General features: G+C 64.4%; 23 protein-coding genes. 9 read left to right on the top strand and 14 right to left on the bottom strand.

The genetic code is table 11. The features are described 5' to 3' along the window. Nucleotides 1–39: 39 nt before the first annotated feature. Genes WBN73_RS04460 through WBN73_RS04450 form a run of 3 tightly spaced genes read right to left on the bottom strand, consistent with a single transcriptional unit; the run spans nt 40 to nt 3,316 of the window. Nucleotides 40–1,392, bottom strand: coding sequence for an MFS transporter (locus WBN73_RS04460; RefSeq protein ID WP_337339491.1), 1,353 nt, complete (start codon nt 1,390–1,392; stop codon nt 40–42). A gap of 51 nt (nt 1,393–1,443) precedes the next feature. Further along, the gene (murQ, locus tag WBN73_RS04455) at nt 1,444–2,394 is read right to left on the bottom strand and encodes an N-acetylmuramic acid 6-phosphate etherase (RefSeq protein WP_280627377.1); all 951 of its coding nucleotides are present in this window, start codon (nt 2,392–2,394) and stop codon (nt 1,444–1,446) included. Next, nucleotides 2,369–3,316, bottom strand: coding sequence for an N-acetylglucosamine kinase (locus tag WBN73_RS04450; protein ID WP_280627379.1), 948 nt, complete (start codon nt 3,314–3,316; stop codon nt 2,369–2,371). Before WBN73_RS04450 ends, murQ begins: the two co-directional genes overlap by 26 nt. A 201-nt stretch (nt 3,317–3,517) precedes the next feature. Between WBN73_RS04450 and WBN73_RS04445 the strand changes: the two genes are divergently transcribed. Continuing rightward, nucleotides 3,518–4,492, top strand: a complete 975-nt coding sequence (locus WBN73_RS04445; protein ID WP_337339492.1) for an endonuclease domain-containing protein — start codon at nt 3,518–3,520, stop codon at nt 4,490–4,492. Nucleotides 4,493–4,796: 304 nt separating this feature from the next. Continuing rightward, the gene (gene purH, locus WBN73_RS04440; protein ID WP_337339493.1) at nt 4,797–6,467 is read left to right on the top strand and encodes a bifunctional phosphoribosylaminoimidazolecarboxamide formyltransferase/IMP cyclohydrolase; all 1,671 of its coding nucleotides are present in this window, start codon (nt 4,797–4,799) and stop codon (nt 6,465–6,467) included. 129 nt (nt 6,468–6,596) lie between these two features. Here the strand turns inward: purH and WBN73_RS04435 are convergent, their stop codons facing one another. Then, complete coding sequence (locus WBN73_RS04435) at nt 6,597–7,706, bottom strand: trypsin-like serine peptidase (protein ID WP_369746227.1); 1,110 nt, start codon at nt 7,704–7,706, stop codon at nt 6,597–6,599. An 84-nt stretch (nt 7,707–7,790) separates the two neighbouring features. After that, entirely contained in the window at nt 7,791–8,390 is a 600-nt protein-coding gene (locus tag WBN73_RS04430; protein WP_207596727.1) for a hypothetical protein, read from the bottom strand. Between the two features lie 268 nt (nt 8,391–8,658). Here WBN73_RS04430 and WBN73_RS04425 point away from each other — a divergent pair, with 268 nt between their 5' ends. Then, nucleotides 8,659–10,881, top strand: coding sequence for an NADP-dependent isocitrate dehydrogenase (locus WBN73_RS04425; protein ID WP_207596728.1), 2,223 nt, complete (start codon nt 8,659–8,661; stop codon nt 10,879–10,881). A gap of 64 nt (nt 10,882–10,945) precedes the next feature. Here WBN73_RS04425 and WBN73_RS04420 read toward each other — a convergent pair whose 3' ends face one another. The 5 genes from WBN73_RS04420 to WBN73_RS04400 form a co-directional block, all read right to left on the bottom strand. Further along, on the bottom strand, nt 10,946–12,055 hold the full coding sequence (locus WBN73_RS04420) for an FAD-dependent oxidoreductase (protein ID WP_337339495.1): 1,110 nt from the start codon (nt 12,053–12,055) through the stop codon (nt 10,946–10,948). Nucleotides 12,056–12,212: 157 nt separating this feature from the next. Continuing rightward, the gene (gene phnE / locus WBN73_RS04415) at nt 12,213–13,067 is read right to left on the bottom strand and encodes a phosphonate ABC transporter, permease protein PhnE (protein ID WP_337339496.1); all 855 of its coding nucleotides are present in this window, start codon (nt 13,065–13,067) and stop codon (nt 12,213–12,215) included. Next, complete coding sequence (locus WBN73_RS04410; RefSeq protein ID WP_337339497.1) at nt 13,064–13,858, bottom strand: phosphonate ABC transporter ATP-binding protein; 795 nt, start codon at nt 13,856–13,858, stop codon at nt 13,064–13,066. The genes phnE and WBN73_RS04410 overlap by 4 nt, the downstream gene beginning before the upstream one ends. Beyond that, on the bottom strand, nt 13,858–14,772 hold the full coding sequence (locus WBN73_RS04405) for a phosphate/phosphite/phosphonate ABC transporter substrate-binding protein (protein ID WP_207596732.1): 915 nt from the start codon (nt 14,770–14,772) through the stop codon (nt 13,858–13,860). The genes WBN73_RS04410 and WBN73_RS04405 overlap by 1 nt, the downstream gene beginning before the upstream one ends. Nucleotides 14,773–14,827: 55 nt before the next feature. Continuing rightward, nucleotides 14,828–16,081: a TIGR03364 family FAD-dependent oxidoreductase gene (locus WBN73_RS04400; RefSeq protein WP_242703552.1), complete on the bottom strand. Its 1,254-nt coding sequence runs from the start codon at nt 16,079–16,081 to the stop codon at nt 14,828–14,830. A gap of 127 nt (nt 16,082–16,208) precedes the next feature. Between WBN73_RS04400 and WBN73_RS04395 the strand changes: the two genes are divergently transcribed. The 3 genes from WBN73_RS04395 (at nt 16,209) to WBN73_RS04385 (ending at nt 18,153) form a co-directional block, all read left to right on the top strand. Further along, nucleotides 16,209–16,976 (top strand): GntR family transcriptional regulator, encoded by a 768-nt coding sequence (locus WBN73_RS04395; RefSeq protein ID WP_207596733.1) that lies wholly within the window; start codon nt 16,209–16,211, stop codon nt 16,974–16,976. After that, the gene (locus tag WBN73_RS04390; protein WP_207596734.1) at nt 16,973–17,644 is read left to right on the top strand and encodes a phosphonatase-like hydrolase; all 672 of its coding nucleotides are present in this window, start codon (nt 16,973–16,975) and stop codon (nt 17,642–17,644) included. Before WBN73_RS04395 ends, WBN73_RS04390 begins: the two co-directional genes overlap by 4 nt. Nucleotides 17,645–17,712: 68 nt before the next feature. Further along, a complete protein-coding gene (locus WBN73_RS04385; RefSeq protein ID WP_337339498.1) occupies nt 17,713–18,153 on the top strand; it encodes a DoxX family protein in 441 nt (146 codons plus the stop codon). A gap of 14 nt (nt 18,154–18,167) precedes the next feature. Here WBN73_RS04385 and WBN73_RS04380 read toward each other — a convergent pair whose 3' ends face one another. Further along, nucleotides 18,168–19,238, bottom strand: a complete 1,071-nt coding sequence (locus tag WBN73_RS04380; protein ID WP_337339499.1) for a Gfo/Idh/MocA family protein — start codon at nt 19,236–19,238, stop codon at nt 18,168–18,170. 28 nt (nt 19,239–19,266) lie between these two features. Next, the gene (locus tag WBN73_RS04375) at nt 19,267–20,202 is read right to left on the bottom strand and encodes a hypothetical protein (RefSeq protein WP_337339500.1); all 936 of its coding nucleotides are present in this window, start codon (nt 20,200–20,202) and stop codon (nt 19,267–19,269) included. A gap of 196 nt (nt 20,203–20,398) precedes the next feature. On the opposite strand from WBN73_RS04375, the gene WBN73_RS04370 reads away from it, so the two are divergent. Genes WBN73_RS04370 through WBN73_RS04360 form a run of 3 tightly spaced genes read left to right on the top strand, consistent with a single transcriptional unit; the run spans nt 20,399 to nt 23,455 of the window. Beyond that, nucleotides 20,399–21,496 (top strand): efflux RND transporter periplasmic adaptor subunit, encoded by a 1,098-nt coding sequence (locus WBN73_RS04370; protein ID WP_337339501.1) that lies wholly within the window; start codon nt 20,399–20,401, stop codon nt 21,494–21,496. A gap of 58 nt (nt 21,497–21,554) precedes the next feature. Continuing rightward, on the top strand, nt 21,555–22,277 hold the full coding sequence (locus WBN73_RS04365) for an ABC transporter ATP-binding protein (RefSeq protein ID WP_337339502.1): 723 nt from the start codon (nt 21,555–21,557) through the stop codon (nt 22,275–22,277). Continuing rightward, a complete protein-coding gene (locus tag WBN73_RS04360; protein WP_337339503.1) occupies nt 22,274–23,455 on the top strand; it encodes an ABC transporter permease in 1,182 nt (393 codons plus the stop codon). Before WBN73_RS04365 ends, WBN73_RS04360 begins: the two co-directional genes overlap by 4 nt. Here the strand turns inward: WBN73_RS04360 and WBN73_RS04355 are convergent. Then, entirely contained in the window at nt 23,433–24,125 is a 693-nt protein-coding gene (locus tag WBN73_RS04355) for an ABC transporter ATP-binding protein (RefSeq protein ID WP_207596738.1), read from the bottom strand. The two genes, WBN73_RS04360 and WBN73_RS04355, sit on opposite strands and share 23 nt — an antisense overlap. Before the next feature lie 2 nt (nt 24,126–24,127). Further along, nucleotides 24,128–25,600 (bottom strand): ABC transporter permease, encoded by a 1,473-nt coding sequence (locus WBN73_RS04350; RefSeq protein ID WP_337339504.1) that lies wholly within the window; start codon nt 25,598–25,600, stop codon nt 24,128–24,130. Nucleotides 25,601–25,668 lie beyond the last annotated feature (68 nt).

Here is a 25,668-nt window from a genome sequence, read left to right as displayed (position 1 = left end):
CTGAGCACTCAATGGGACGTTTACTGTTACCTAGTTGGGTTAGGAGAGGACGCGCTGCTTCGTCTCCGGGGCGAAGAACGCCATCCACAGCACGGACAGCAGCACCAGGCCGCCAGCCATCGCGAACGACTGCGCCAACCCGAACTCGGGCCAGAAGAAGGAGGCAAACACCAACGGGCCGAAGCCGGCGCCGATGCGGGAGAACGTCGAAGCCCAGCCGAAGCCCGAGCCGCGAAGTTCGGTGGGGTACAGCTCGGACACGTAGGCATAGAGGACCGGAATGGCCACCTGGACCACGAAGCCGAACACCAGCAGCCAGAACACAGCAGCCGATGGCACATCCACCACGAACGCCACGATCACCAGCGTCAGCGCGGACAACGGACCGGTGATGGCAAGGATCCACTTGCGTCCCACCCGCTCCACCAGCAGCGCTGCTACCACCACGCCCAGAAGTCCGACGGCGGCCATGCTCGCTGTCGTGACGAACGCCTTGTACTCCTCGAATCCGGCGCCGATAAGAATGCGCGGCATCCACGTGAGGGACAAGTAATAGACCAACAGGATGCTGAAGAACAGGGCCCAGGCCGCGGTCGTAATCTTCCAATTGAACTGCCAGATCCCGCGCAACTGTGCCCACGCGCTGCCGGGGGAGAGGCGCGGTGCGGCCTGAGGCTCGGGCAAACTGTACGCGCGGGGCTCGGCACCGGTGGCTTCCACCAGACCGTCGATCACCGCCGCCGCCTCTTGCCGTCTACCCGCTCGAATCAAGAACAGCGGAGATTCCGGCACCGAACGCCGAACCCAGAAAACGAGCAATGCGGGCAACACCATGATGAGCATCGTGAGCCGCCAATCGCCGAAGGCAGCAACCAGGCCGGCGGAGACGAAACCACAGAGCGCAGCACCGATCGGCCACCACCCGTCCATCGCCGTCAGCACCTTGCCGCGTTGTTTCCGGGGAGTGAACTCACCCACCAGCGCATAATCCACGGGGATGCAGCCGCCCAGGCCGAAGCCGGCCATGAAGCGGAAGATGCAGAACCACACGATGTCCGGCGCAAAAGCACCCAGAACCGTGAAGATGCTGAAAATCAGGAGGGTCGCTGTGAAGGCTTTCTTGCGGCCAATGGTGTCGGCAATGGTGCCCCACGCGAACGCACCCACGGCCATGCCGATCAGGTTGGCCGTGCCGATCCACGCAGCGTCAGTCGGTTGCAGCGACCAGTGCTTGGTCAGCAGTGGTATCAGGATGCCGTTGAGCGTGACATCCCAAGCGTCGAACATGAACCCGAGCCCGCCGATCAGGAAAATCCGTCCCTGGACCTTCCACCGCCATGGCAGTTCCTGCACAACTTGCTCGCCGCTGGGCACGGCTGTGTATGTATTCATTGGGCCTCCTGCATGCAACTTTATGCGCTGTGCACCGAGCGGAAGTCCGCGTTACTTCTGGTTCTCGATGGCCCTCCGGAGGAAACCACCGGCTTCCTCCAACGCACCCTTGGCCTGACCAGCTTCGATACCTGTCAGGAGCACCAAAATTGCCGCCTTCACGGAACCGCCCACGGCGTCCAAAGCAGTGGCAGCTTCTTGGGCCGACACTCCGGTGGCGTGCTGGACCGTCCGTTGCGAACGAGCCAAAAGCTTCTCGTTCGTGGCACGCAAGTCCACCATGAGGTTCCCGTAGGTCTTGCCGAGCTTCACCATCACCAAAGTGCTGATCATGTTGAGGACAAGTTTCTGGGCGGTACCCGAGTTCAGCCTGGTCGAGCCCGCAATAAACTCCGGACCTACGACAACCTCAATCGCCGCGTCCGCCAGGTGACTCACGGCCGAGCCCTTGTTGCACGCCAGCGACGCCGTAAACGCACCCCGTTTCCGCGCTTCTTCCAGCGCACCGATCACGTACGGCGTCCTGCCGGAGGCGGTAATACCCACGACGGCGTCTGCTTCCGTCACGTTGATGTCGTGAAGGTCGCGCGCGCCGGCCGTTGCGTTGTCCTCGGCATACTCCACCGGATGTTGGATGGCTTTGGTGCCGCCCGCAATAAGTCCGACGACGAGACCCGGCGGGGTGCCGAACGTCGGCGGGCACTCGCTCGCGTCGAGCACACCCAACCGTCCGGCCGTTCCCGCTCCCACATACAAAAGGCGCCCGCCGCGCTGGAGTCGCTCCGCAACGGCGTCGACCGTTTGAACTATCGCCGGGCTCGCAGCCTCAACGGCAGCATGTACTCCTGCACTGTGGGCAAGCATCGCCGAAACGAGTTCTTCAGTGCCCAGGATGTCCAGATTGTCCAAACCCTCGGCAGTGGCCTCGGTCGCCAACCCGGCGAGTTCCGTGCGCAGGCCCGCAAGTTTGTCGGCGTCAGTCGGGCCAGTTTGTTCCGTCACGGTGGATGTACCTTTCCTGGATGAGCCCGCGGCGCGTCGCAGCGAGGGCAGCACCATCCAAGCCATCGCCCAGTGGCGCCACCACCTCAATCCCAGCCGAAGCGAGGGACTTCCGCAAGAGCGCCGCGAAGAACTCCGATCCCACCACTCCACCCAGGAGCGCCACGCGCGGCGTACTGCCGCGCTCACCACTGGACGCGAGCTTCACCGTGTGGGTCAGAATGCGGCACGCCTCGCCGATGATGTCATGCGCGACGGCGTCACCCGCCTCCGCTGCGTGCAGAACCAGCGGCGTGAACCGGGCCATCGCACGGTACGGGTTTTCGCTGGCAGCGAGCCAGCCCGGGAGCATCTCCGGCGACTCGACCAGGGCGCCGGCCGCGGCCGACAACGAGGTGGCGGGGCCGCCGTCGTGCGCTTCAAGAACTGCCTGCAGACCTTGCTGGCCAATCCATCGTCCGCTGCCGCGGTCGCCAAGGTAGGGGCCCCAGCCGTCGGCCCGGTGCAGGACTCCGGCTTCGTCGAAACGGAACGCCACGGCGCCGGTCCCCACGATGAGCGTGGTGCCCGGAGCGCCTTGGAGAGCCCCGAGCTGGGCGGCTGTCGCGTCTGAAAGGACGGCTGCGGGGACACTGAATCTCTGGGCCAGCATGGTGGCGAGTTCCCGGGATTTTTCGGCGGATGCTTCGACGCCGGCCACTGCGGCGCCGATTCCTGTCAACGTGCTGACGGGGAGACCGGGCGGCAACAAGCTGACCGTCTCGAGGAGCAGCTCGAACGCCAGCGTGGGCCCGTTGTCCACGTGCACGCCGGGAAAGCCGTGCTGGTCGGCCGCGCCCAGCAACTCGCCACCGCTGCGCAACTCCACGCGGCAGCGGCTCTTCCCTACATCGGCAACAAGAACGACTTCGGTGGCTTCCATGGATCAACCCTATGTTGTGAGGCCCGTTCTGCAGGGTATGGGTCTCGCTTTGCCTGCAGAGTGGGCCTCGCAGTGGGTGGGCTTGGTGTTGTGAGGCCCGTTCTGCAGGGCATGGGTCTCGCTTTGCCTGCAGAGTGGGCCTCGCAACGCGGGCGCAACTTCTGTGGAGGAACAGTCGCAGCGCCCCCAGGGGCCAAATCTGTGGATAACGCAACACCGCCGACCGTTTCCGGCAAGCATGGTCAAATGCTGAAACCCACGCCCCTGCCGTCGGAGATCGACCCGGATGGCTTCCTTGTCCGAGATGCGTACGCGGCTGGCGTGCCCCGCGGGAGGTTGCAATCGGCGGGCCTCGTCACACCCAGCCGGGGAATCCGGCTCAACCGAAGCGATAGCCCCAACGTGGCGCTACTTGCACGACTGCATACGGCCATCACTCCCAGATGTGCGGTGAGCCATGTGACCGCGGCGCTCCTCTGGTCGATCCCACTTCCGATCTATCTGGAGGAGGAGGGCAACAACGGCGTTATCCATGTGACGCGTCGACACGAGATTGGGCGGGTTAAGCGTCGCGGTGTGGTGGGGCATCGGGCGCCGCTCTTGGCCAGGGATGTTCGTGTTGTGAACGGGGTCCAACTGACGTCGCCCGAGTGGACCTGGATGGATTTGGCCCGGCATATAGGGCGGTCTTCGCTTGTGGCCGCCGGGGACTTTCTGTTGGCCCGGGAGAATCCGTTGTCCTCCATCGAGGCGATCCAGGAAGTCATCGACCGGCGACCGAAGGTAAAGGGAATCAGGATGGCCCGGGAGATACTGCCGTTGCTGCGCGTTGGGGTCGATTCTCCGCAGGAATCCCGGCTGCGGTTGAAAATCGTCGACGCCGGCCTGCCGGAGCCAGCGGTCACGCAGCCGATCTCTGATGAGCATGGCAGGTACATATCCACGCCGGACCTCCAGTATAAGGAATACAAAATTGCCATGGAGTATGAGGGGGACCATCACCGCTCCGATCCCGTGCAATGGGGTAAGGACATCGAACGTGACGATCGGCTTCGGGCTATGGGATGGATCGTGCTCAGGTTCTCCGATGTCCAGATGAAAGGTGGATGGGCCAACGCGGAACGTAAGGTGCGCGATGCGTTGGTGTCGCGCGGGTGGCGAGGCCCGGCGTCGTAATTCTTGCGCACGGGGTGTTGGGTGTGGAGTGGGCCTCGCATTGTGGGGGCGGGATTTGTGGGGCCTGGTGTGCAGGGGTTGGGCGGGGTGTTGGGTGTGGAGTGGGCCTCGCATTGCAGGGGGCGGGATTTGTGGGGCCCGGTGTGCAGGGGTTGGGGAGGGTTGATGGGTGCAGAGTAGGCCTCGCAACGCAAGAGCCCCCAAAGACGCAAAACGAGCCATCGAGCGAAACGCGATAAACTCTCCGTATCCCACACCCGCGACACCACCCGCGACTTCTACGCGAACTAAGACGGAGACTTTTGTGAGCTTGACGCAGCTTGACCGTGTTCCCATCCGCCGTGCACTGATCTCGGTTTACGACAAGACGGGACTGGAGGAGCTCGCGAAGGGCCTGCACGCAGCCGGCGTCGCCATTGTTTCCACCGGCTCCACCGCCAAGAAGATCGCCGCCGCAGGCATCCCGGTCAAGGAAGTCGAAGAAGTCACCGGCTCCCCGGAAATGCTGGACGGCCGCGTCAAGACCCTGCATCCGCGCGTGCACGGCGGCATCCTGGCCGACCGCCGCGTCCCGTCCCACATGGACACCCTTGCGGGCATGGAGATCGAAACCTTCGACCTCGTGGTGGTGAACCTGTACCCGTTCGTCGAGACCGTGAAGTCCGGCGCAGCGCAGGACGACGTTGTTGAGCAGATCGACATCGGAGGCCCGGCGATGGTGCGTTCGGCCGCTAAGAACCACGCCGCCGTCGCCATTGTCACGGACCCCAACTTCTACGGCGAAGTGGTTGCCGCAGCACAGGAAGGCGGCTTCGACCTGAACACCCGCCGCCGCCTGGCTGCCAAGGCCTTTGCGCACACGGCCAGCTACGACAATGCTGTTGCTTCCTGGACCGCCAGCCAGTTCCTGGACGAAGACGGCGACGGCATCATCGACTGGCCCGCCTACGCCGGCCTGTCGCTGGAACGCTCCGAGGTCCTCCGCTACGGCGAAAACCCGCACCAGCAGGCGGCTCTCTACGTGGACAAAGCTGCTCCGGCCGGCATCGCCCAGGCCGACCAGCTGCACGGCAAGGCCATGAGCTACAACAACTTCGTCGACGCCGATGCCGCCCTGCGCGCCGCCTTCGACTTCGCCGAGCCGGCTGTCGCGATCATCAAGCACGCCAACCCTTGCGGTGTAGCTGTCGGTTCGGCCGACGCTGCAGACCCGATCGCCGACGCACACGCCAAGGCCCACGCCTGCGACCCCGTTTCCGCCTTCGGTGGCGTCATCGCTGCAAACCGCACCGTCACCGCAGGCATGGCCCGCACGGTTGCCGACATCTTCACCGAGGTTGTCATCGCCCCGGACTTCGAGCCCGAAGCCGTGGAGATCCTTTCAAAGAAGAAGAACATCCGCCTCCTCGCCCTGCCCGAGGGCTACGGCCGCTACCCCTCCGAGATGCGCCAGGTTTCCGGCGGCGTCCTGGTCCAGATGAGCGACAAGGTCGATGCCGACGGCGACAACCCCGCCAACTGGACCCTCGCTGCCGGCGAAGCCGCCGACGAAGCAACGCTCGCGGACCTCGCCTTTGCCTGGACCGCTTGCCGCGCTGCCAAGTCCAACGCCATCCTGATCGCCAACCACGGTGCAGCCGTGGGCATCGGCATGGGCCAGGTCAACCGCCTGGACTCCTGCCGCCTGGCCGTCGAGCGCGCCAACACGCTGGGCGTGACGGTAGAGTCCGACGTCGAAGGTGCGGGCGGCGCGTCCAACACCAGCGGTTCTGACGCACCTGAGCGCGCCCGCGGCGCCGTTGCATCCTCGGACGCGTTCTTCCCGTTCGCTGACGGCCTGCAGATCCTGATCGACGCCGGTGTCCGCGCCGTCGTCCAGCCGGGCGGTTCGGTCCGCGACGAGGAAGTCATCGCCGCAGCCAACGCTGCAGGCATCACGATGTACTTCACCGGCGCACGCCACTTCTTCCACTAGAGGAAGAGCCCGCCAGGGCCCAGGCAGAAAGCACCACAACGCAACGGCGGCCGCCCCCGGGAGAGGACGGCCGCCGTCGTGCTTTATCCGGACATACTTAACAGGGACGTGCCAGCAAAAGAGGGTCCGCTACGAAGCCGCTGCTGCGGTGTTGTACGTGGACTGGATCACGGTGCCCCAGTAGGGGCCGTACATGGTGGTGGAGTTGCTGCCGTATCCGTAGCTGTTCACGGAGTTCTGGTAGCCGGAGGAGCTGGTGCCGATGAACCACGGACCGCCCGAGGAACCACCGGTCATGTTGCAGGGGATTCCCTGGCTGTTGAACTGCGGGTTGTAGGGATCATTGGTTGCCTTGCCGGAGCAGCTCTTGAGCGATTCACCGTTGAAGGGCGAGCCTGCCGGGTAGCCGAAGGCCTTGTAGCTCAGGCCGCGGGCGGCGTTGAACTGGACGCCGGAGGCCCCGACGACGTCGGCGAGCTTCTGGCCGTTGAGGGTGTTGACCACGGCGAAAGCGGTGTCGTACTGCATGTTGCCGTTGGATGCCCACTGGGTGGGGGCGTACAGCGCCTTTGCCGTCCACTTCCCGTAGGGTGCGGCACCGTTGAGGTAAGCCGGGACAAACACGAAGTTGGTGGCGTACGCGCCCGGGCCTTCGTTGAGGCAGTGGCCTGCAGTGGAGACCGTGCTCTTGTTGGTTGAGGTGACGGAGTTGCCGGAGCAGACGTAGTTGGAGCCACCCAGGGTGAAGAAGACCTTGCCGATGTGCTTGACGGGGGTTTCGCTCTGGTTGACCTTGCGGTCGATGGTCTTGGAGTCGGTGGTGGCCTGCTGGCCTGCGATGCTGCTGAGGGCGCCCGGGGCTTCGGTGACCGGGGCTTTGCCGACGTTGAGGAGCTTGCCGCGGTCAAGTGCTTTGGCCGCGAGGATTTCGCCGGACTTGGCATTCTTCATGCGCTCCGGCGTCCAGTAGTCTGCAGCGCCGGTGTCCGACACTACATGGCTGCTGACCGCAGCGCCGCTGGAGTCTGCGTTCTGGGCCGGTGCCGCGTTGGCGCTGGTGGTTCCAACCAGCGCCAGGATTGCGGCAGCGGACAGACTCAGCAGGCTTGTGGCCAGGGTCTTGGTTTTCGTCACGTTGTTCCTACCTATCGAGGGAGTGAGGCGGCCAGTGATGGCGACCGCCGACTGACGGAATTGAAGGTATCGAACGTATGACAAGTTTGTAAAGAGATGTTTCATAGTTTGTGATAATTTGGTGTCACTTCCTCGTCAAGTGGCGCGGTCCCTTTCGTGATCCCAGTGACAGCCCGTGGCAGGAGGCCGTCAGTGGTCTTTGACCGTGACTCTGTCAGGGAGGGGCTTGGGTGTGACGCCAGGCCATGAACCTTCCTGTGAGAGCAGGGATAGATTGCGCGCTCCCTCGGGATCGTCGGCGCTGAGCGGGATGATGATGGTGTTGTGCTGCGAAGGAGCCGAGGGCTGTCCGCCCATCCAGGCTGATCCCACGCCTGCAGTGGAGAGGTCGAAGAACGGCTCCCCGTCAGCGGTTCGGGCGCTGATCTGAATCTGGGTGTTGGGCATGTAACCTTCGCCTACAGACCAAACATTCCGGACGATGTAATCGACCAGCAAATCGCCGTAAAGAACGGTGTAACCAGGGTCGATGGCTATCTGTACGGAGTATCCGGTGTTGCCCTTCACGTTGGGGGGACCTCCTCCGGCGAAGCCAGTCACCGAGATCCCGGGGACGGCGTCGATTGCCTCGCGGGCTTCGGCCATCGTCTGGCCGGTGTCGGCATCGTGCGGGATGGTCTCCCGGGGTGTCGGCGCCGGGACAGCGCAAGCGGTCAGCGCGAGGAGAATCCCGGCCGCCAAGGCGGTCAGCCAAGCAGCAAAGGAGGTGGGTCGAATGGTGCGGGTCATGACTTCACTATGTTCGGTTTCGCGGTGAATGAGATGCTGGCGCGCCCGGGGACCAGACATTTGCCGGCAACCAGCCTGCAGGCAACCAGCTCTCCGCAACCAGGGTCCGACGGCGGCGGGCAGCAGCGGCGGTCAGGCCGCCGTCGGACGTTATCGCCGGAGAGTGGTAACGAACACGTGATCCCGGACACGAAGGGCCGCCTTATCCGTCTACTCGGGTAAGTTAGGAGATGTTGAAATCTGCAGACTTTCAGGGAGAACCCCGCCAATGGCCAAGATTATCTATACCCACACAGACGAAGCGCCGATGCTGGCAACGTACTCATTCCTGCCGATTGTGGAAGCGTACGCCTCGACCGCAGGTGTAGAGGTGGAGACCCGCGACATTTCGCTGGCCGGCCGCATCATCGCCGTTTTCGGCGATTTCCTGACCGAAGAGCAGCGCACGGGCAACGCCCTGGCTGAACTTGGTGAACTGGCAAAGCAGCCGGAAGCCAACATCATCAAGCTGCCCAACATCAGCGCCTCCGTGCCGCAGCTCAAGGCTGCCATCGCCGAACTCCAGGCCCAGGGCTACGCCCTCCCGGACTACCCGGACAACCCCTCCTCGGACACCGAAACGGACATCCGCTCGCGCTACGACAAGATCAAGGGCTCCGCTGTGAACCCGGTGCTGCGCGAAGGCAACTCCGACCGCCGCGCACCCTTGTCGGTGAAGAACTACGCCCGCCAGAACCCGCACTCCATGGGCGCCTGGACCCCGGAGTCTAAGACCAACGTTGCCACCATGGGCGAGAACGACTTCCGCTCCAACGAGAAGTCCGTTGTTCTCAAGGCCGACGACTCCCTGACCATCCAGCTGGTCCGCGAAGACGGCACCACCAAGGTCCTCAAGAAGGACTTCCCCGTCCTGGCCGGCGAAGTTGTTGACGCAACTGTCCTGCGCGCCGACGCCTTGGACGAGTTCCTCAAGGCACAGGTTGCCCGCGCCAAGGAAGAGGGCGTCCTCTTCTCCGCACACCTGAAGGCCACCATGATGAAGGTCTCGGACCCCATCATCTTCGGCCACGTGGTCAAGGCCTACTTCTCCGAGCTGTTCGACACCTACGGCAAGCAGCTCGCAGCCGCAGGCATCAGCCCGAACAATGGCCTCGCAGCCATCCTCAGCGGCCTGGAAGACCTGCCCGAGGACGTCCGTGAAGGCGTCAAGGCAGCCATCACCAAGGGCCTCGAAGACGGTCCCGCACTGGCCATGGTCGATTCCGACAAGGGCATCACCAGCCTGCACGTCCCTTCGGACATCATCGTTGACGCTTCCATGCCTGCCATGATCCGTTCCTCCGGCCACATGTGGGGCCCGGACGGCAAGGAAGCCGACACCCTGGCGGTCATCCCGGACAGCTCCTACGCCGGCATCTACCAGGTTGTCCTGGACGACTGCCGCGCCAACGGTGCTTTCGATCCCACCACCATGGGCACCGTTCCCAACGTGGGCCTCATGGCGCAGGCAGCCGAAGAATACGGCAGCCACGACAAGACCTTCGAGATCCAGGCAGCCGGCACCGTCCAGCTCGTGGACAGCAAGGGCACGGTCCTCACCGAGCACCAGGTCTTCCCGGGCGACATCTGGCGTGCATGCCAGACCAAGGACATCCCGGTCCGCGACTGGGTCAAACTGGCCGTCACCCGCGCCCGCGCCTCCCAGACCCCGGCCGTGTTCTGGCTGGACGAGACCCGTGCGCACGACGCCAACCTGATCGCCAAGGTCAACGAGTACCTCAAGGAACACGACACCGAGGGCCTCGAGATCAAGATCCTCTCCCCGGTTGAGGCCACGGCCTTCACCCTGGAGCGAATCCGCAAGGGCGAGGACACCATCTCCGTCACGGGTAACGTCCTCCGCGACTACCTCACGGACCTGTTCCCGATCCTCGAGCTCGGCACCAGTGCCAAGATGCTCTCCATCGTTCCGCTGATCAACGGTGGCGGCCTGTTCGAGACCGGCGCCGGTGGCTCCGCTCCCAAGCACGTCCAGCAGCTGGTCAAGGAAAACCACCTCCGCTGGGACAGCCTGGGCGAATTCCTTGCCCTGGCAGTCAGCTTCGAGCACCTTGCCACCACCACGGGCAACGCCCGCGCCCAGGTTCTGGCTGACACGCTGGACCGCGCAACGGGTACGTTCCTGCTGGAAAACAAGTCCCCGCGCCGCAGCGTCGGCGAGCTGGACAACCGCGGAAGCCACTTCTACCTGGCCACCTACTGGGCCCAGGAGCTGGCCAAGCAGACCGAAGACGCCGAGTTGGCCCAGGACTTCGCAGCAATCGCTGACGCCCTGACCTCCAACGAAGAGGCCATTGTCGGCGAGCTGGCCGCAGTCCAGGGTCCCGCCGTCGATCTGGGCGGTTACTACCGTCCGGACGCCGCCAAGGCCGCTGAGATCATGCGCCCGTCAGCTACGTTCAACAAGGTCCTTGCTGACCTGAAGAAGTAGTCTCCGCAAAGCGAAACTGGCCCGCAGGCGTTGCCTGCGGGCCAGTTTGCTTTTAAGACCCTGTTCAGCGTTCGGCCAGGAACCGCTCCGGTGCCACGCCGCCGTCGACGATGTCCTTCAGCACCCGGCCAATAGCCGGCGTGAACTTGAACCCATGTCCGGAGAAGCCGGCACCCACCACCAGCGGACCGAAACGGTCCAGCACAAAGTCCTCGTTGGGCGTGGTGGTGTAGGTGCAGCTGATGGGTACCGCGGTGGAAGGGTCGACGCCGGGAAGCCACTCTTCTGCGTACCGCACCAACGCCTCGAGCTGCTGGGGGATGGGCTCGAAGGTGCGCTCGTCGGGGTCCATGACGGGACCGACTCCGTGCCAGCCTGCTTTCACGCCTTCGCCGGGAGTGAGCATGCCGTAGACGGGGCTGAACCAGTATTCGTAGAGTTCGTTGTTCGGATCGGGGTCCGGGTTGTGGTTGAAGCTGGGCCACACCAGGGTGTTGTCCGTCGGGGTGAAGTGAGCGGGTTGCTCCTGGGTCACCACCAACGCGGGGAGCTTGACGAGTCCGTTCAACACCTTCGTCGTCCAGGCGCCCGCTGTCACCACCACGCGGGTTGCCGTGTATTCGGTCTCCTCCGTCACAACCACTACCGTTTCGGCCCCATCGATGCGGATGTCGCGGACCGGCGTCGAGTACTTGAAGACGGCGCCATGGGCTTCAGCGGATTCCCGCAGCGCCACCAGGGCATCTGCCGACCGGATCCGACCGGAACCCGGCACGAACAGGACATCGGTGGCGAAGTTCATTCCCCGCCAGCGGTTGGCGGCCTCGTCGGCCGAGATGAAGTAGCTCTCGACGCCGCGCTCCTGGTGGGCCGCGTGGATCAGTTCCAGCTTGGGCACGTTGCCGTGGTTCGCCAATCCCACCATGTCCAGCAGGGGAGCGCCGTGCTGGGCTGCGAGTTCGTCCCAGAGCGTTTTGGATTCGGCCAGGAGATCCAGGTAATCAGCCTCGGCGTACGCGGTATTGAAGTTGCGGGTGGCGCCGTGGGAAGCACCAATGTGGTGTCCGGCTTCGAACTGCTCCAGCAGGACCACGGAACGGCCCGCCCGGGCGAGTTGCCATGCGGCCGCCGATCCCATGGCTCCTCCGCCAACAACTACAACGTCAACCTGCATGCCTGCTCCATCCACCGTTGGCCCTCTTGAGAATCGCACCCCCCGAAGAGGGCCACCTCCCATTCTGCCCCCACTCACCCAACTGAGTCGCAGCAAACGTCGTAATGGGGGCGCATTGGAGCGTTTGCTGTGACTCAGTTGGGCCAGGGCGGGGGTGTTACGCGGCCAGGCGCCTGCGGATCCACGCGGAGAACTGGTCCACCACGATGATCAGCACCAACACGATCAGGATGTGGGTGAGCATGGAGTCGAACTGGAACGACTTGATGGACTGGTTGATCAGCAGCCCGATGCCTCCGGCTCCCACCAGCCCGAGGACCAGCGAGGACCGCACGTTGACGTCGAAGCGGTACAGCAGCAGGCCCACGAACTGGGGGACCACCATGGGCAGCGTGGCATTGGCGACCTGCTGGATCCTGTTGGCACCGGCTGTGCGGAGTGCTTCCTGCGGCCCGGCATCGATTTCCTCCATGGACTCGGCCCACAGCTTCCCCATGACACCCGTGTTGTGGCAGATCAAGGCGAGCACGCCGGCAAAGGGACCGAGCCCCACTGCTGTGACGAAGATCAGCGCAAACACGATGTCCGGTACAGCCCGGAAGAACGACAAGACAGCCCGCGCTGCCTGGTACACGAGCCGATGCGGACTGGTGTTCCCAGCAGCCAGGGCCGCGAGCAGCAGGGCGAACGGCACGGACAACGTGGTTCCCAGCAGGCCAATCCACAGCGTCACCAGCGTCGCTTCGAGGCCGGGCTTGAGTGTCTTCTCCCAGCTCAGGTCCGGCGGGAAGGCGTCGCCAATGAAGGCTGCCATGCCTTTCCAGCCGTCAACCAGGAGTTCCGGTTTGAAGTCCGTCCCCTCGATGGCCACGGCGTGAAGTCCGACGACGGCGGCTGCCACTGCCGCCGTCGTGATCCACCGCAGCGGCTTCTTGGGGCGGACCAGTGCCACGCGGGTTGTGCCGGTGGAGCCACGGCGGGCGACGGCCGGGGTCAAAGTGTGGGGAGTCATGCGGCCTGGGTCCTGTCTGAAACGACACTGTCTGAAACGTCCCGGTCCGGGGCATACAACGTGTCGAGATGATCGGCTGTGACCTCTGTGGAGGGGAGGTCGAAGGTCATGGAGCCCTGAAGCAGCCCGATGGACCGGTCAGCGTATCGCAGCGCGAGATCGGGCTGATGGAGAACCGCGGCCACTGCCAACCCTTCGGAGTGGGCGAGTTCACGCAGCAGAGCCATCACTTGCTCTGCGGCGTGCGGGTCCAGTGCGGAGACAGGTTCGTCGGCGAGTACGACGTCGGCCCGCTGGCAGAGTGCCCGGGCTACGGCGACGCGCTGCTGCTGTCCGCCGGAAAGGCGGCCCACCCGGTCGAAGGCGCGATCGGCCAAGCCCACGCGGTCCAGACAGTCGAGGGCTTCCTGCTGGACGTCGGCCGGAAACAGCAGAGGACTGAGGGAACGAACCGTGGGGATGCGGGCCAAGGCGCCGGCGCAGACGTTGTCCAACGCCGTGCGCCGGGGGACCAGATGGATCTTCTGGAAAATCATGGCCATGCGTTGGCGGGCTTGCTGCAGGTCACGCCCTTGGAGGGTTTCCAGCGCAGTTCCGTCGATGCTGATGCTGCCGGAATCCGGAGCGGTGATACCCATGACGCAGCGCAGTGTGGTGGACTTTCCGGAGCCATTGGCGCCCAGGAACGCGACGAGTTCGCCGGCTGCAACGGAGAAGTCCACGCCTTGAAGGACATTCCTGCCGCTGAAGGACTTCCGCAAGCCTCGGACGGCGAGAAGGGGGTCAGGCATTACAGATCCTTCTCGGTGAGGCCCATGGTCTCGGCGAGTTCGAACAGCGGCGTGTAGTTGTCCTTGGTGACTTCCAGCAGCGGGCCCGGAGGGGTGACGTCCAGGAACTCGCCCACCTTGGCCACGTCGGCGGGTTCCAGGCTGAGGAAAGCGTCCTTGACGGCTGCCTTGAACGCGGGGTCCGCGTCGCCGCGCACGGTGATGGGGTCGTTGGGGATGGGGTTGGACGTCCATACCTGGCGGAAGTCGTCCTTCTTGAAGGTGCCTGCGGCAATGGCGGTGGCCAACGTCTGGGAGTTGATCTCCGCTGCATCAACCTTGCCGTTGGTCAGCGCGAGCAGGGCTTCAGGATGACCGCCCGTGTAGTCCATCGTGATGTCGGCGTCGGCGATTCCGGCTTCACGGAGGCCGAAGCGCGGCAGGACGTCGCCCGAGGTGGATCCGACGCTTCCCAGGGCGAGGGACTTACCCTTCAAATCCCCGATGGCCTGGATCGGGCTGTCCTTGGCAACCCAAATCCCGGCCGTGTACGTGCTGAGTTCCTTCTCGGCAGTGCCAAAGGAAACCAGCGGCTCGGCGCCGGCCTTGGCATCAGCGAATACGTAGCCCAGCGGGCCGAACTGGCCCAGGTCCAGTTTGCCGTTGCGCATGGCCAGGACCTCGGCAGCGTAGTCCTCAACCACCTGGACGCTGACGGGGCATTCGAGCTTCTTGGACAGCGCGGCCGCAAGGACGTCGTACGCGGGCTTCAGCTTGGCCGGGTCTTCGTACGGCTCGATGCCGAACTTGATCTCCCCGTTGGGGCAGGTGGCGGACGTCGCCTCAGGTGAGGACTGGGCTGAACCGCCACAGGCGGTAAGTGCCAGAACGGTAGCGAGGGCAAGCGCGGAACCGGTGAAGAGCGGGGTTTTCATGGGAATCCTTATGCGAAGGGGATGGGGAGAACGGGAAAATTCAGGACAAGATGAGTCAGTACAGGCGCGATACGTTGCGGTGTGCCAAACCGAAGGACAGGGTCATGCCCACCCCGGAGGTCACAGACACCACCGTGACGCCGGGCTGAACCTCGCGGACCAGGATGGGTGCTACGTCGGAGGAAGCGTAGATGCCTTGCCACCGCTGGATGATCTCCAGTGGTTCGCCGATCCGGCCGGTGATTTCGGCGTTAAGCGTGGAGGTGACACCCTCATCCATGAAGGGATCGGCGGTGTGGTGGTAGTGGTGGGAATCGCCCAGAATGAGCGTCCCGTCCGGGCGTTGGGTGAACATGACGTTGGCGCCGATCTCCAGCAATTCGGGCTGGTTCTCCAACACCTCGGAGCGGAGGGCTGCAGCGGCGGGCATGTCCGTGAACGCCGGGTACCGGAGCATGGACGTTGCGGTGAGGACTGCGGGAGCGAATTCGACGCCGGAAGGCTTGGCCGCCAGCGACATCTGCAGAGCACACCGCTGGATCCGGTGTTCTTCGGCGAGGTCCGGGAAGAGGTAGTCGACGTCGTGGCCAACACATACAAAGACCTGCTTCGCTCGAAGCCCGCCGCGCGACGTCTGGACGGTGACGCCCTCCGAGGATCCGCTGAAGCCCAGTGCGGCGGTGTTCCAGTGAAGGTCGACGCCGGGCTGCCGGCTCAGCCATTCGGCCAACGTTGCGACCGTGGTGCGGGGGTCGACGCGGAGGTCGTCCCGGAGGAAGGCGCCGCCAACGAGGCCCGGCCACTGAGCGCCCGAAGTGCCGCCGTCGTCGTGTGCTTCTCCCACAGCGAAAGCCGAGGTGCCCAGCCGTTCCCGGGTCCCGGCGGGGGAGAGCAGCTCGACTTGTCCAGGCTCGCGCACCTCGGAGAGTTCGCGGAGGACGTCCATCTCCGCCTCGGTGCGGGCCAGGACGACGGCACCGGATTCGGCGGCCCAGAATCCGGCGTGCTCGGCGAACTCCAGCCAGTACTTCCGCGAGGTCTGTGCGAGTTCGTAGAGCTCACCGGACTGCGCGGTGATGCAGCAATGGCCGAAGTTGCGGACGGAGGCTCCGGCGGCGTGGTGGTCGCGCTCGATGATGGTGACGGTCAGGCCGTTGGCAACAGCGTGGGCGGCATGCGCCAGGCCCACGATTCCGGCACCGACAATGATGACATCGGTGGCCTGGTTCGCCGTCCTGTTGGCGGTGGTGGGGGAAGTGCTTGGGTTGTTCACACCACTGACAATGTCGGCTTCGGGAGACTGAATCAAGCCAAAATGGCACTTGTATATACAAGTTAACCTAATTTTAACTTCTGTTCATGTGAGTTCATGCCAAGTTCATCTATAGGCCCTGAAAACAGCTGTTTTCCCATGAGCAGACTTGTATTATCAACTGGTGACCACACAGACGAACGCGCCCCTCCACGTCAAGCTGAGCGAAGAATTCATGCGCCGGATCAACGACGGCGACTGGCCGCCGGGCTTCCAACTGCCCAGTGAAGCGGAGCTGTGCCGCGAGTTCGGGACGTCGCGTGGCCCGATCCGTCAGGCGCTCGCGTTCCTCCGTTCCGAAGGTGCTGTCACAGGCGGACGGGGGCGCCCTCCCATGGTTCGCTCGTCTGTGCCGTCGCAGTCGTTCTCCACGTTCAACTCGTTCACTGAGTGGGCCAGCGGGATCGGAAAAAAGCCCGGCCAGCGGACACTCGAAGTGGCACGGCGCGAAGCCAGTCCGGAAGCCGCTGAGGCACTCGGCCTGATGCCTGGCACCACTGTGGTGGAGGTCCTTCGCGTCCGTTACCTGGACGAGGCGCCGGCCATGATCGAGCGCACCACTTTCATTTTGGACGTGGGACGCAAGCTGTTCGACTTCGACACCGACTCCGGGTCCATCTTCGCGTTCCTCAAAGAGCAGGGTGTAGACCTGCACAGTGCGCGCCACACCATCGACGCCGTTGCTGCCAGTGACGAGGACGCCGAACTGTTGGAGCAACCCGAAGGTATTCCGCTTCTGCGTGAACGCCGCATCACCCGCTCCGCCGACGGGCAGCCCCTGGAATACTCCGAGGACCGCTACCTGCCGGCACTGACCAACTTCACCATCGACAACACCGTGGAGCGCAGGGCCGCCCTGGTCCGCATCCACACTGAAGGAGCCACCCCATGATCAAGCTTGTTGCCTGCGATATGGCCGGAACCACCATCGACGAACACGGCGATGTGTACGTAGCCCTTGCCCGCTGCGTTGAGGAAACCGGGGTGACCACCACACCTGAGGCTGTGCAGGAATGGATGGGCGCGGACAAGGTTGAGGCCATCACAGCCCTCATCGAAGCCGGTGGGGGAGCGGCCACCCCGGAAGTGGTGGCGGCCGCATTCAAGCGCTTCAAGGAATTACTCGTGGAGTTCTACGACGCCAACCCGCCAGTCGCGCTGGAGGGCGTGGAAGACGCCTTCCGCGCACTCCGCAGCCAAGGCATCAAAGTGGCCCTGACAACCGGATTTTCCCGCGACGTTGCCGAACCCCTCCTGGAGCGGCTGGGCTGGAGCGTCGATGACGATACGCTGCTGGACGCCGTCGTCTGCTCCGACGAGGTAGCCGCCGGACGACCGGCACCACACATGATTCACCGGGCCATGGAACTGACCGGAGTCCAGGACGTCCGCGCTGTGATGGCCGCGGGCGACACCGTGAATGACCTCGCCGCTGCCAACAACGCCGGCGTCACAGCCGTGGGCGTCCTGACCGGCAAACTGGGCCGCGAAGACCTGTCCGTGCACCCACACCACCACATCCTGGACGGCGTGAAGGACATTCCGGCGCTGCTCTCCTGATCCTCAGCGTCGGGCCCGTGCTGCCCGGCGTTTTGGCGCCCAGCCCCAGGCATGGAAGATTGGAACGCGTGAAATTCCTTCACCCGTCACCCAAGTCCTCCGCCCGCGGCGTCACCATCCTGCGCGTGGTTTTCGGCGCGCTCATCATGGTCCACGGCATCCAGAAGCTCATGGCCGGGCACGCTGCCTTTGCTGCGTCGGTTGCCGCCATGGGCGTGCAGAAGCCGGAGATCGTGGCGTGGCTGGTGATCGCCGGCGAGCTGGGCCTGGGCCTGCTTCTGGTCCTCGGCGCCCTGACCCGGGTGGCAGGGTTCCTTGCCGCCATCATGTTTGCTGGAATCTGGTTCGTTACCGAGGCCGGCAAACCCTTGCTCACGGACAAGGCAGGGGTGACTGCAGAGCTCCTGATCATCTACGCAGCAATCTCGGTAGCGTTCGTCTTCCTGGGACCCGGAGCTTTGTCCTTGGACCGCAAGCTGGCCCGGCAATCAGCCGGCTCGCGGCGTTAGCCCTTCGGGACGCCTCACCGCGCGTCGTTCGGATACCGGATGCCCAACTGGGAGCGCACGCCGTCGAAGAGGCGCATGACGTTGACGGAGTCCTCCAGCGGCATCACCGGGCTCTCAGTGAGGCCTTGCTGGATGCAGCGCGTCACTTCCCGGAGCTCGTACGTGTAGCCGGTACCCACCACATCGAAGTGCTCGTGTCGCGGTTCGTCCCAGCCGATCCGGATCATCAGCTCGCGGGGATTGTTCACTGAGCCAACGGTCTGCAGGAATCCGAGCCCGCCCGCAACGGTGGCAGTCCGGGGTCCGTGTGCCATCAGGGACGACGTCAGCTGAACCTGGGCACCACTGGAGTAGCCCAACGTCAGGGCGTTCTGGGTGTCCACGCCGTCGTCGTTGAGGGTGCCGATCGCGGTGACGGACTGCGGGAAACCCAGCGTGCCCAAGGCCCAGAGCAGCGGGTAGACGGTGATGTCCAGAAGTGCGCCACCACCATCATTGAGTGCCCAGATACGGGCCGAAGGGTCGTAGGGCGCCGGGAAGCCAAGATCCGCGCTGACCCATTGGATCTGTCCAAGCTCGCCGGAAGCAGCGATTTCGAACGCCCGCTGCATGCTCGGCAGGAAGCGGCTCCACACGGCCTCCATGAAGAACACGTTGTTCTCCCGGGCCATTTTCACCAGCTCGGAGGCCTCACGGGCGTTGATGGTGAGGGCCTTCTCGCAGAGCACGTGCTTGCCGGCGCGCAGGGCGGCCGAGGCGATCAGGAAGTGCTGGGCATGGGGTGTGGCCACATAGACCACATCCACTGCGGGGTCCTCCACCAGGCGCTGGTAGCCGGGAACACCGCCGTCGTCCCCGTAGCCCCTGGCGAAACCCAGCGTGTGCGCGAACGCATCAGCGGCAGCCTGCGTCCGGGAACTCACGGCGTAAAGCTCCGCATCTTCCAGCAGGGCCAGGTCCTTGGAAACACTGTTGGCAATGTTGCCCGTAGACACGACGCCCCACTTCAAGCGCCGGCCGGTAGCTGCCCGGGGATCCTGGTTGGTCTGGGTGGACAGCCATGGCACGGCGATAGGGAGAGTCATGTCTGACATCCTCTCATTTCGGCCGCCGCTAACCGGGAAGTTGCAGTTGCTCCAAATCAGCCAAGGTTCCCGTTGATTCGAACGTCAGCCTGACATTGACGTTGTACGCGCCAGGCCTTCCAAGGTCCGGTATCCAAACTTCAGCGACTCCGGCGTCATGGTTCGTGGTGGCCACGATCCTGTAGGCGAGGTTCTCAGCCTTCCAACTTTCGGAAATATCAACGCCATCCAGGGACCAGGTCAGGAGCATCGGTACGTGGGCCAGTCCCTCAAGGTCCAGTCTCACGGCTACAGTCCACCCGAGGGGGTCCTTTCCCTGGGTACCGTCGACGACCAGCACTTCCTCCAAGGCCTTGACCAGTTCTGCTGCCACTTGGGCGGGTGGAAGCAGTTCGCCGGCATCGTTGACCGTCACCGGTGGGAGCAGCGCTGGAAGGACTATGAGGGCTCCGGGAACGTAGCCTTCCAACACCTTCTGTTCCTTCACCGCGGACCGATACTCCTCCGGCGGACGGGAAGTGATCTTGGTTGCCATGGTGGGCGATCCAGTGGACGTGCCCTGGGTAGTTGATGTTGTCACGGGGGTTGTGGGAAGAGTGGGGGTGATGGTCGCCGTGGACGTCGTCGGAGGAGGCGTGGTGGGCGGAACAGTGGTGGGCGTCGGCTTTTTGGTGCCGGTAGACGCGGCACGATCAACGGAATACGGCTCTAGGGCGGCTGCTGCGGCCGGGTTGAGTGTCAGATCCTTGCCCAAGTCAGCCGGGGCGAATGCCGCAAGCGAGGTCTGCTTGATGATGGTGATCGATTCGATGTCGGCAACATCTTCGGTATTGGGCGGAATGATCCGGTCCCACAGGGCGATGATGCTGATGAGGGCTGCGGCGATGGCTCCCGCGGTAATGATCCAGGTCTTGCCGCGTCGATGCCAGGGAGTCTTTTTTCCCTTTTTCTTGTGTGCGGACACGCCCGCCACCTCCTGCCCTGCTCACAGATTGCTCCCGCGCCGGAGCAGCGTCAACCCTGCGCGGCGATGAATCCCCGGCGACACGTAAGCAATCTGTCAAGTCACAGGAATGCCCCGCCCGCGGAATTTCCTCGCCTAGGCTTAGGCCATCATCCCTCGCAGAGGTTCTGTGGGGAGTTACCGAAATGGAGCAGGGATGGGTATCTTTCGGCGCGTCATCTTGCCGGTTTCCTGGTTGTTGGTTTTCGCGGTTATCGCGGTGGCGTTGGTCAAGATCGCTTTTGTCGATGGTCTTGAAGCGTCCGGATCCGAGCCGGCGCCGTTGGCCCAGGTGGATATCCCGGTGGTCCCCGCCACCCGCGCCACTGTGACCAATACCGTGCAGATCAAGGGAACCGTCCAGAGCGACGTCGCCGACACCGTCCGGAGCACGTCCGCAGGCAAGGTCATCAAGATCTTTGTTGAAGAAGGCGGAACCGTAGCCGAGGGTCAAGCCTTGTTCCAGGTCAAAGCTGAGCGACCTGTCACCACCCCACAGCTTTCCAAGGACGGCACACCAACTACGCCCAAGCCTGTGTACGACTACTTCGACATCCTCGCTCCCAGCGCCGGCACCCTGCAGCAGCTCACAACGCTCATCGACCAGCAGGTAACCGTCGGCGAGGCGGTGGGCAAGATCGATCCCGGAACCTACACGGTGGCCGGCTCAGTGACAGCGGCCCAGCAGTACCGTCTGCTGGGCAAGCCCGGCCCAGCGGAGATTGCGTTGGTGGGTGGACCGGCGCCGTTCCAGTGCGCCGAAGTGACGCTCAAGAACAACGCGTCCGACGACGGCGGCAGCGCCTCAGGCGGGTTGGCCGCCACTGGCGGAGGTGCCGGCATGGGCGTGGGCGCAGCGATCGCGGGACCTGGCGCCGGCGGGAGCCAGCCGGAAGAAGGCGGAACCCCCACGGGAACGCTGAGCTGTGCGGTCCCCTCAGACCAGCAGGTTTTCGCCGGGCTCGGAGCCACCATGACCGTCAGTGCTGGAGTGGCCCCGGACGTGGTGACGGTTCCGTTGACCTCCGTCAAGGGCAGCGTCAAGGACGGAATCGTCTGGATTGCCGGGCCGGGCGGAACAGGCGCTGCGCCCGAGCAGCGCACGGTCCAGCTGGGCCTCAACGACGGAAAAGTTGTGGAAGTGACCTCTGGCCTGGTCGAGGGCGAGCAGGTCCTGGAGTTCGTTCCCGGTGCACCGGCTGCCCCGGGCCCCATGATGGGGCCGGGCCAGGTCGCCTACGCTCCGGCGGGCTAGGGCCACGGAAGAAGCACGCGAACGTCCACGTCGGGAAACCGCCAAAGTTAGCGCCGAGGTGGCCGCCAAGGAAACGCTGGTCAGCCTGCGATCAGTCACGCGGTCTGTCACATTGCCGGACGAGCAGCAGCTGCATATCCTCAGGGGCATCGACCTTGAGGTGTACAGCGGCGATCACACCGCCATCGTCGGCCGTTCCGGTTGTGGCAAATCGACGCTGCTGAATTTGCTCGGCCTCCTGGACGTCCCGACGTCGGGAGAGCTGGAGTTCCTCGGCCAACCCGCGGACCGGCTCGGTAACAACGCCCGGGCACGCCTGCGCGGCTCCACCGTGGGCTTTGTGTTCCAGCAGTTCAACCTGTTGCCCGGACGCAGCGCCCTGGACAACGTGATCACCCCGTTGTTCTACGCCAAGGGCAAGGAGTTCTGGCGCCGCCGGGAGATCGCTATGGACATGCTGGACCGCGTGGGCCTCGCCGCCCGGGCCAACACCATGCCCAACATGCTCTCCGGCGGTGAGCAGCAGCGTGTAGCGATTGCCCGTGCCTTGGTCCGGAGGCCACGGCTCATCCTGGCTGATGAACCCACGGGGGCATTGGATGTGGAAACCGGCCAGTCCGTCATGGCACTGCTGGACACCGTCGCCACGGAAACCGCGGCGGCTTTGGTGACCATCACCCACGACACCAACGTGGCAGCCCTGGCCCGGGCCTGTTACCGGCTGGACTCCGGCGTGCTCAGTCCACTGTCGGTTCCCGCAGCAGCAGGTGCCAGGGCATGACCGGCTTTGTTTCCACGCTGGTTGAAGCGTGGCAGGAGCTTCGCATCAATAAAGTCCGGATCCTCTTGGCCCTGATGGGCGTGGCGTTGTCCGTAGCAGCGTTGACCTCCGTGGTGGGCGTCGGGAATCTGGCCCGTGAAGGCTACAAGGTACAGTCCGAACGAAACGGCGGACGGGTGGCAACGTTGTCGCTGAGCGTCAATGGACCAACCATGCCGGACCCGGTGAAACTCGAGAAGGCGTACCAAGGGATCCAGCAGCGCTACGGCATCACCACTTCCACCCACGTCGGTCAGACGCAGGCCGGCTTTCAATTTCCCCGCGGCGTGACCGCCGTGAGCATGACCATCGTGGACATCGGCTACGGCACCATCCACCGGGTTCCGCTTCAACAGGGAAGCTGGTTCGCTGCCGATGACGGTCAAAGGCTCGCACCCGCCGTCGTGGTTTCCGAGTCCTTCTACAACCAGGCGGGCAGGCCCAACCTCACCACCCATCCCACGGTGAGGATCCCCGGTGACCGGCCAGCTACGGCGGTGATTATCGGCGTTGTCCCTGATACGTACCCCGATACGCCGCCGTCCGCGTTCATCCTCAGCGAGGGTGCGGCCATGACTGGGATGGAACCGCAGACGTCCCAGTTCAAGATGTGGGTGGGGGAGGAGCAGTCCGACGCACTCAAAGCGGCGATCTCCGCTGACCTCCAAGGCCAGTTTCCCGGCTATTACGCCCAAGCCGACCGCATGGACTACGCGGCCTGGGGCGACCCCTTGGCTCCCGTGCAGTTGGTGGTAGGCGGTGTGGCCGGCTTGGTACTGCTGCTCGGCGCCGTGGGGATGCTGAACATCTCTATGGTCACTGTGCGCTACAGGGTCCGCGAGATCGGCATCCGCCGCAGCTTCGGAGCAACGTCGGGCCGGATCTTTGTTGGCGTGATGATGGAATCCGTGGTGGCCACCGCAGTCGCCGGCGTGGCCGGTGTCATGCTGGCGGTCGCGGTGGTCAAGCACCCGTGGATTGAATCGAAGGTTGCGCCCGGCCTCACCGAGTACCCGGCATTCCCCATCGACGCCGCGCTCCTTGGATTCGGTGCGGCCGTCCTGGTGGGCGCACTCGCCGGAGCCATTCCTGCACTCGTGGCGGTGCGCGTCAAGGTCATCGACGCGATCCGGTTCTGACCTCCTCCGTGAGCCTGCCCTGCTGAAGCCGGAAGCAACGCTCGGTTTTCTGCGCCAGGCTGCGGTCATGCGTAACCACCAGGATGGTGGTGTTGTGATCGCGGCTTAGTGAGCTGAGCAGCTCGATGATGTGCTCACCGGTTTGCTCGTCCAGGTTGCCTGTGGGCTCATCAGCGAGGATCAGCTTTGGCTCATTGGCCAGGGCACGGGCAATTGCCACGCGCTGCTGCTCGCCGCCGGACAGACGGTTGGTCCGGCGTGCGTGTTTCTCCGGATCCAACTGCACCTGCTCCAGCAACTCCTTGGCCCGCTGCAGCCTGGCTGCCTTGCGGACGCCCGCGAACTCCATGGGCAGCATGACGTTGTCCACGGCGCTGAGGTTGGGAATCAGGTTGAACTGCTGGAACACGAAGCCGATGTCCCGGCGACGGTACTCAGTCAGCTTGCCGTCCGGCAGTCCCGCCAGGCTGACGCCATCCACGACGACGTCACCTGAGGTGGGCTTATCCAGCGCACCCAAGAGGGACAACAGCGTGCTTTTGCCGCTGCCGCTTTTGCCCACGATGGATGCCAGCGAGCCCTTTTCGAGCTCGAAGCTCACGCCGTTGACGGGCTTGATGGTCCGGTCACCGGACTTGAACTGACGGACCAGGTCCTTGACGACGATCACGGCTATTCTCCTCGGAGTACTTCGATGGGACGGATACGGGCAGTCAGCAAGGCCGGGACCAGCGCGCCGATGATGGCCACCGCGAACACTGCTGCGATGCCGGCTGCGAGGACGCCGGGGGAGACACTCGCGGTCACGGAGGTGAGCAGTTGCGACGCGCCGCCGAAGGGGCCGCCTTGTCCGCCGCCCGGGAAGCCGCCGGGCATTCCGCCACCCGGGACCGCGCCGTTGGGCATGGCCCCGGCAAGACCGCCGCCCCGCTGGGTGGTGGTGGCCGCCGTCGTGCTTGAATTCGAACTGATGAGCGCCGATGCGATACCGCCGCTGGCCAGTGAGGCAATCACCGCACCCACCACGCTGCCGAGGGCCACCAGAACCAGCGACTCGAGGACGAACTGCAGGCCGATGGTGCGGTTACGGGCACCGATCGCCTTCAGGACGCCGATTTCGCGGCGGCGCTCGCGGACCAGCATCACCATGATGAGCAGGATGATGATGCCGGCGGTAGCCAGGGCTGCGATGAAGGCGACCAGGGAGATGTTCTTGACGCTGTCCAGTGAGCTGACAGCTGTCTCAAGGTTGCGCTGGCCCTGGGTGACGTCGGCCTTGTCCGTGCCGAGTGCGTCCTGGACAGCGGTTTTGGTGCTGTCTACGTTTTCCATGCTGTTAACCGTGACGATCATGCTTGAGAGTTCGTCAGGGGTTTCGGCCAACGTCTGGGCTTCCGGGAGCGTCACGTAGACGGCGTTGTTGCCAAAGGTGGTGCCGGCGTCGAAGATGCCCGCCACGGTGAAGGTTTTGTCCTGGATGGTGAACGTGGAACCGACTGTCAGGCTGTTCTTCTCCGCAAGCGAGGTGCCCACCAGTGCCTTGGCTTCGGCTGCGGTGTAGTCGCCCAGTCCTGCGCCGCTGGTGATGTCCAAAGCTTTGCCGGTGCTGTCCACTTCGGCACCGATGCCCGTTGCGGTGATCGGCAAAGTACGCACAGGCTGGGTGGGGCTGCCTGTTGTTCCCGCGGAGCCGTTCCGGTTGCCCAGCGTACCGGCGTCGACGGCGGCCGTCAGGTTGGTGCTGACCGTCGCCTGCTGCCCGCCGGGACCGAATCCGCCGCCGGGTCCAACCTGCTGGGTGGCGCCGGCGGCCGCGTCGCCGGTGGCTGTGGCAGTGGCCGCCGTCTGGAGGCGCAGTGCTTTGGTGCCCACCACCGATGTTACGTTGGCGACGGAAGCCGCAGTCTCGGCCTCCGCCGTCGTGAGTGGCTCGCCGCCGCCTTCAAAGCCTTGGCCGCCCGCGGGGTTCACCGTCAGGGTAGTTCCCACGGACGCGTTGAGCTCCTGGACCTTGGCGCCGACGGCCTGGTTGGCCACCAGCATGGCCAGCGCCAAGCCGATGGCGACGGCCAGCACGGCGACTACCGCTGCCGTTCTGATCTTGTTGCGGAAGGCATTGCCTACGCTTCGGGCAAGGACGCTCACGTTTCTCCTCTTGACCTGCAGGTGTGTTCGGCCCGCTGAACGCGGGCTGCAACTCCTACCTTGCTGAG

Source organism: Paenarthrobacter sp. CCNWLY172, assembly GCF_037402035.1.
GTDB lineage: Bacteria > Actinomycetota > Actinomycetes > Actinomycetales > Micrococcaceae > Arthrobacter.
The sequence above is the reverse complement of the archived record's forward strand: the minus strand, read 5'-3'. Positions and strand labels throughout refer to the sequence as shown.

Coding starts and splice junctions, on each gene's coding strand:
- WBN73_RS04460 (WP_337339491.1), bottom strand. CDS start 1,392: ATGAATACATACACAGCCGTGCCCAGCGGCGAGCAAGTTGTGCAGGAA.
- WBN73_RS04450 (WP_280627379.1), bottom strand. CDS start 3,316: ATGGAAGCCACCGAAGTCGTTCTTGTTGCCGATGTAGGGAAGAGCCGC.
- WBN73_RS04435 (WP_369746227.1), bottom strand. CDS start 7,706: ATGAAACATCTCTTTACAAACTTGTCATACGTTCGATACCTTCAATTC.
- WBN73_RS04430 (WP_207596727.1), bottom strand. CDS start 8,390: ATGACCCGCACCATTCGACCCACCTCCTTTGCTGCTTGGCTGACCGCC.
- WBN73_RS04425 (WP_207596728.1), top strand. CDS start 8,659: ATGGCCAAGATTATCTATACCCACACAGACGAAGCGCCGATGCTGGCA.
- WBN73_RS04420 (WP_337339495.1), bottom strand. CDS start 12,055: ATGCAGGTTGACGTTGTAGTTGTTGGCGGAGGAGCCATGGGATCGGCG.
- phnE (WP_337339496.1), bottom strand. CDS start 13,067: ATGACTCCCCACACTTTGACCCCGGCCGTCGCCCGCCGTGGCTCCACC.
- WBN73_RS04410 (WP_337339497.1), bottom strand. CDS start 13,858: ATGCCTGACCCCCTTCTCGCCGTCCGAGGCTTGCGGAAGTCCTTCAGC.
- WBN73_RS04405 (WP_207596732.1), bottom strand. CDS start 14,772: ATGAAAACCCCGCTCTTCACCGGTTCCGCGCTTGCCCTCGCTACCGTT.
- WBN73_RS04390 (WP_207596734.1), top strand. CDS start 16,973: ATGATCAAGCTTGTTGCCTGCGATATGGCCGGAACCACCATCGACGAA.
- WBN73_RS04380 (WP_337339499.1), bottom strand. CDS start 19,238: ATGACTCTCCCTATCGCCGTGCCATGGCTGTCCACCCAGACCAACCAG.
- WBN73_RS04370 (WP_337339501.1), top strand. CDS start 20,399: ATGGGTATCTTTCGGCGCGTCATCTTGCCGGTTTCCTGGTTGTTGGTT.
- WBN73_RS04360 (WP_337339503.1), top strand. CDS start 22,274: ATGACCGGCTTTGTTTCCACGCTGGTTGAAGCGTGGCAGGAGCTTCGC.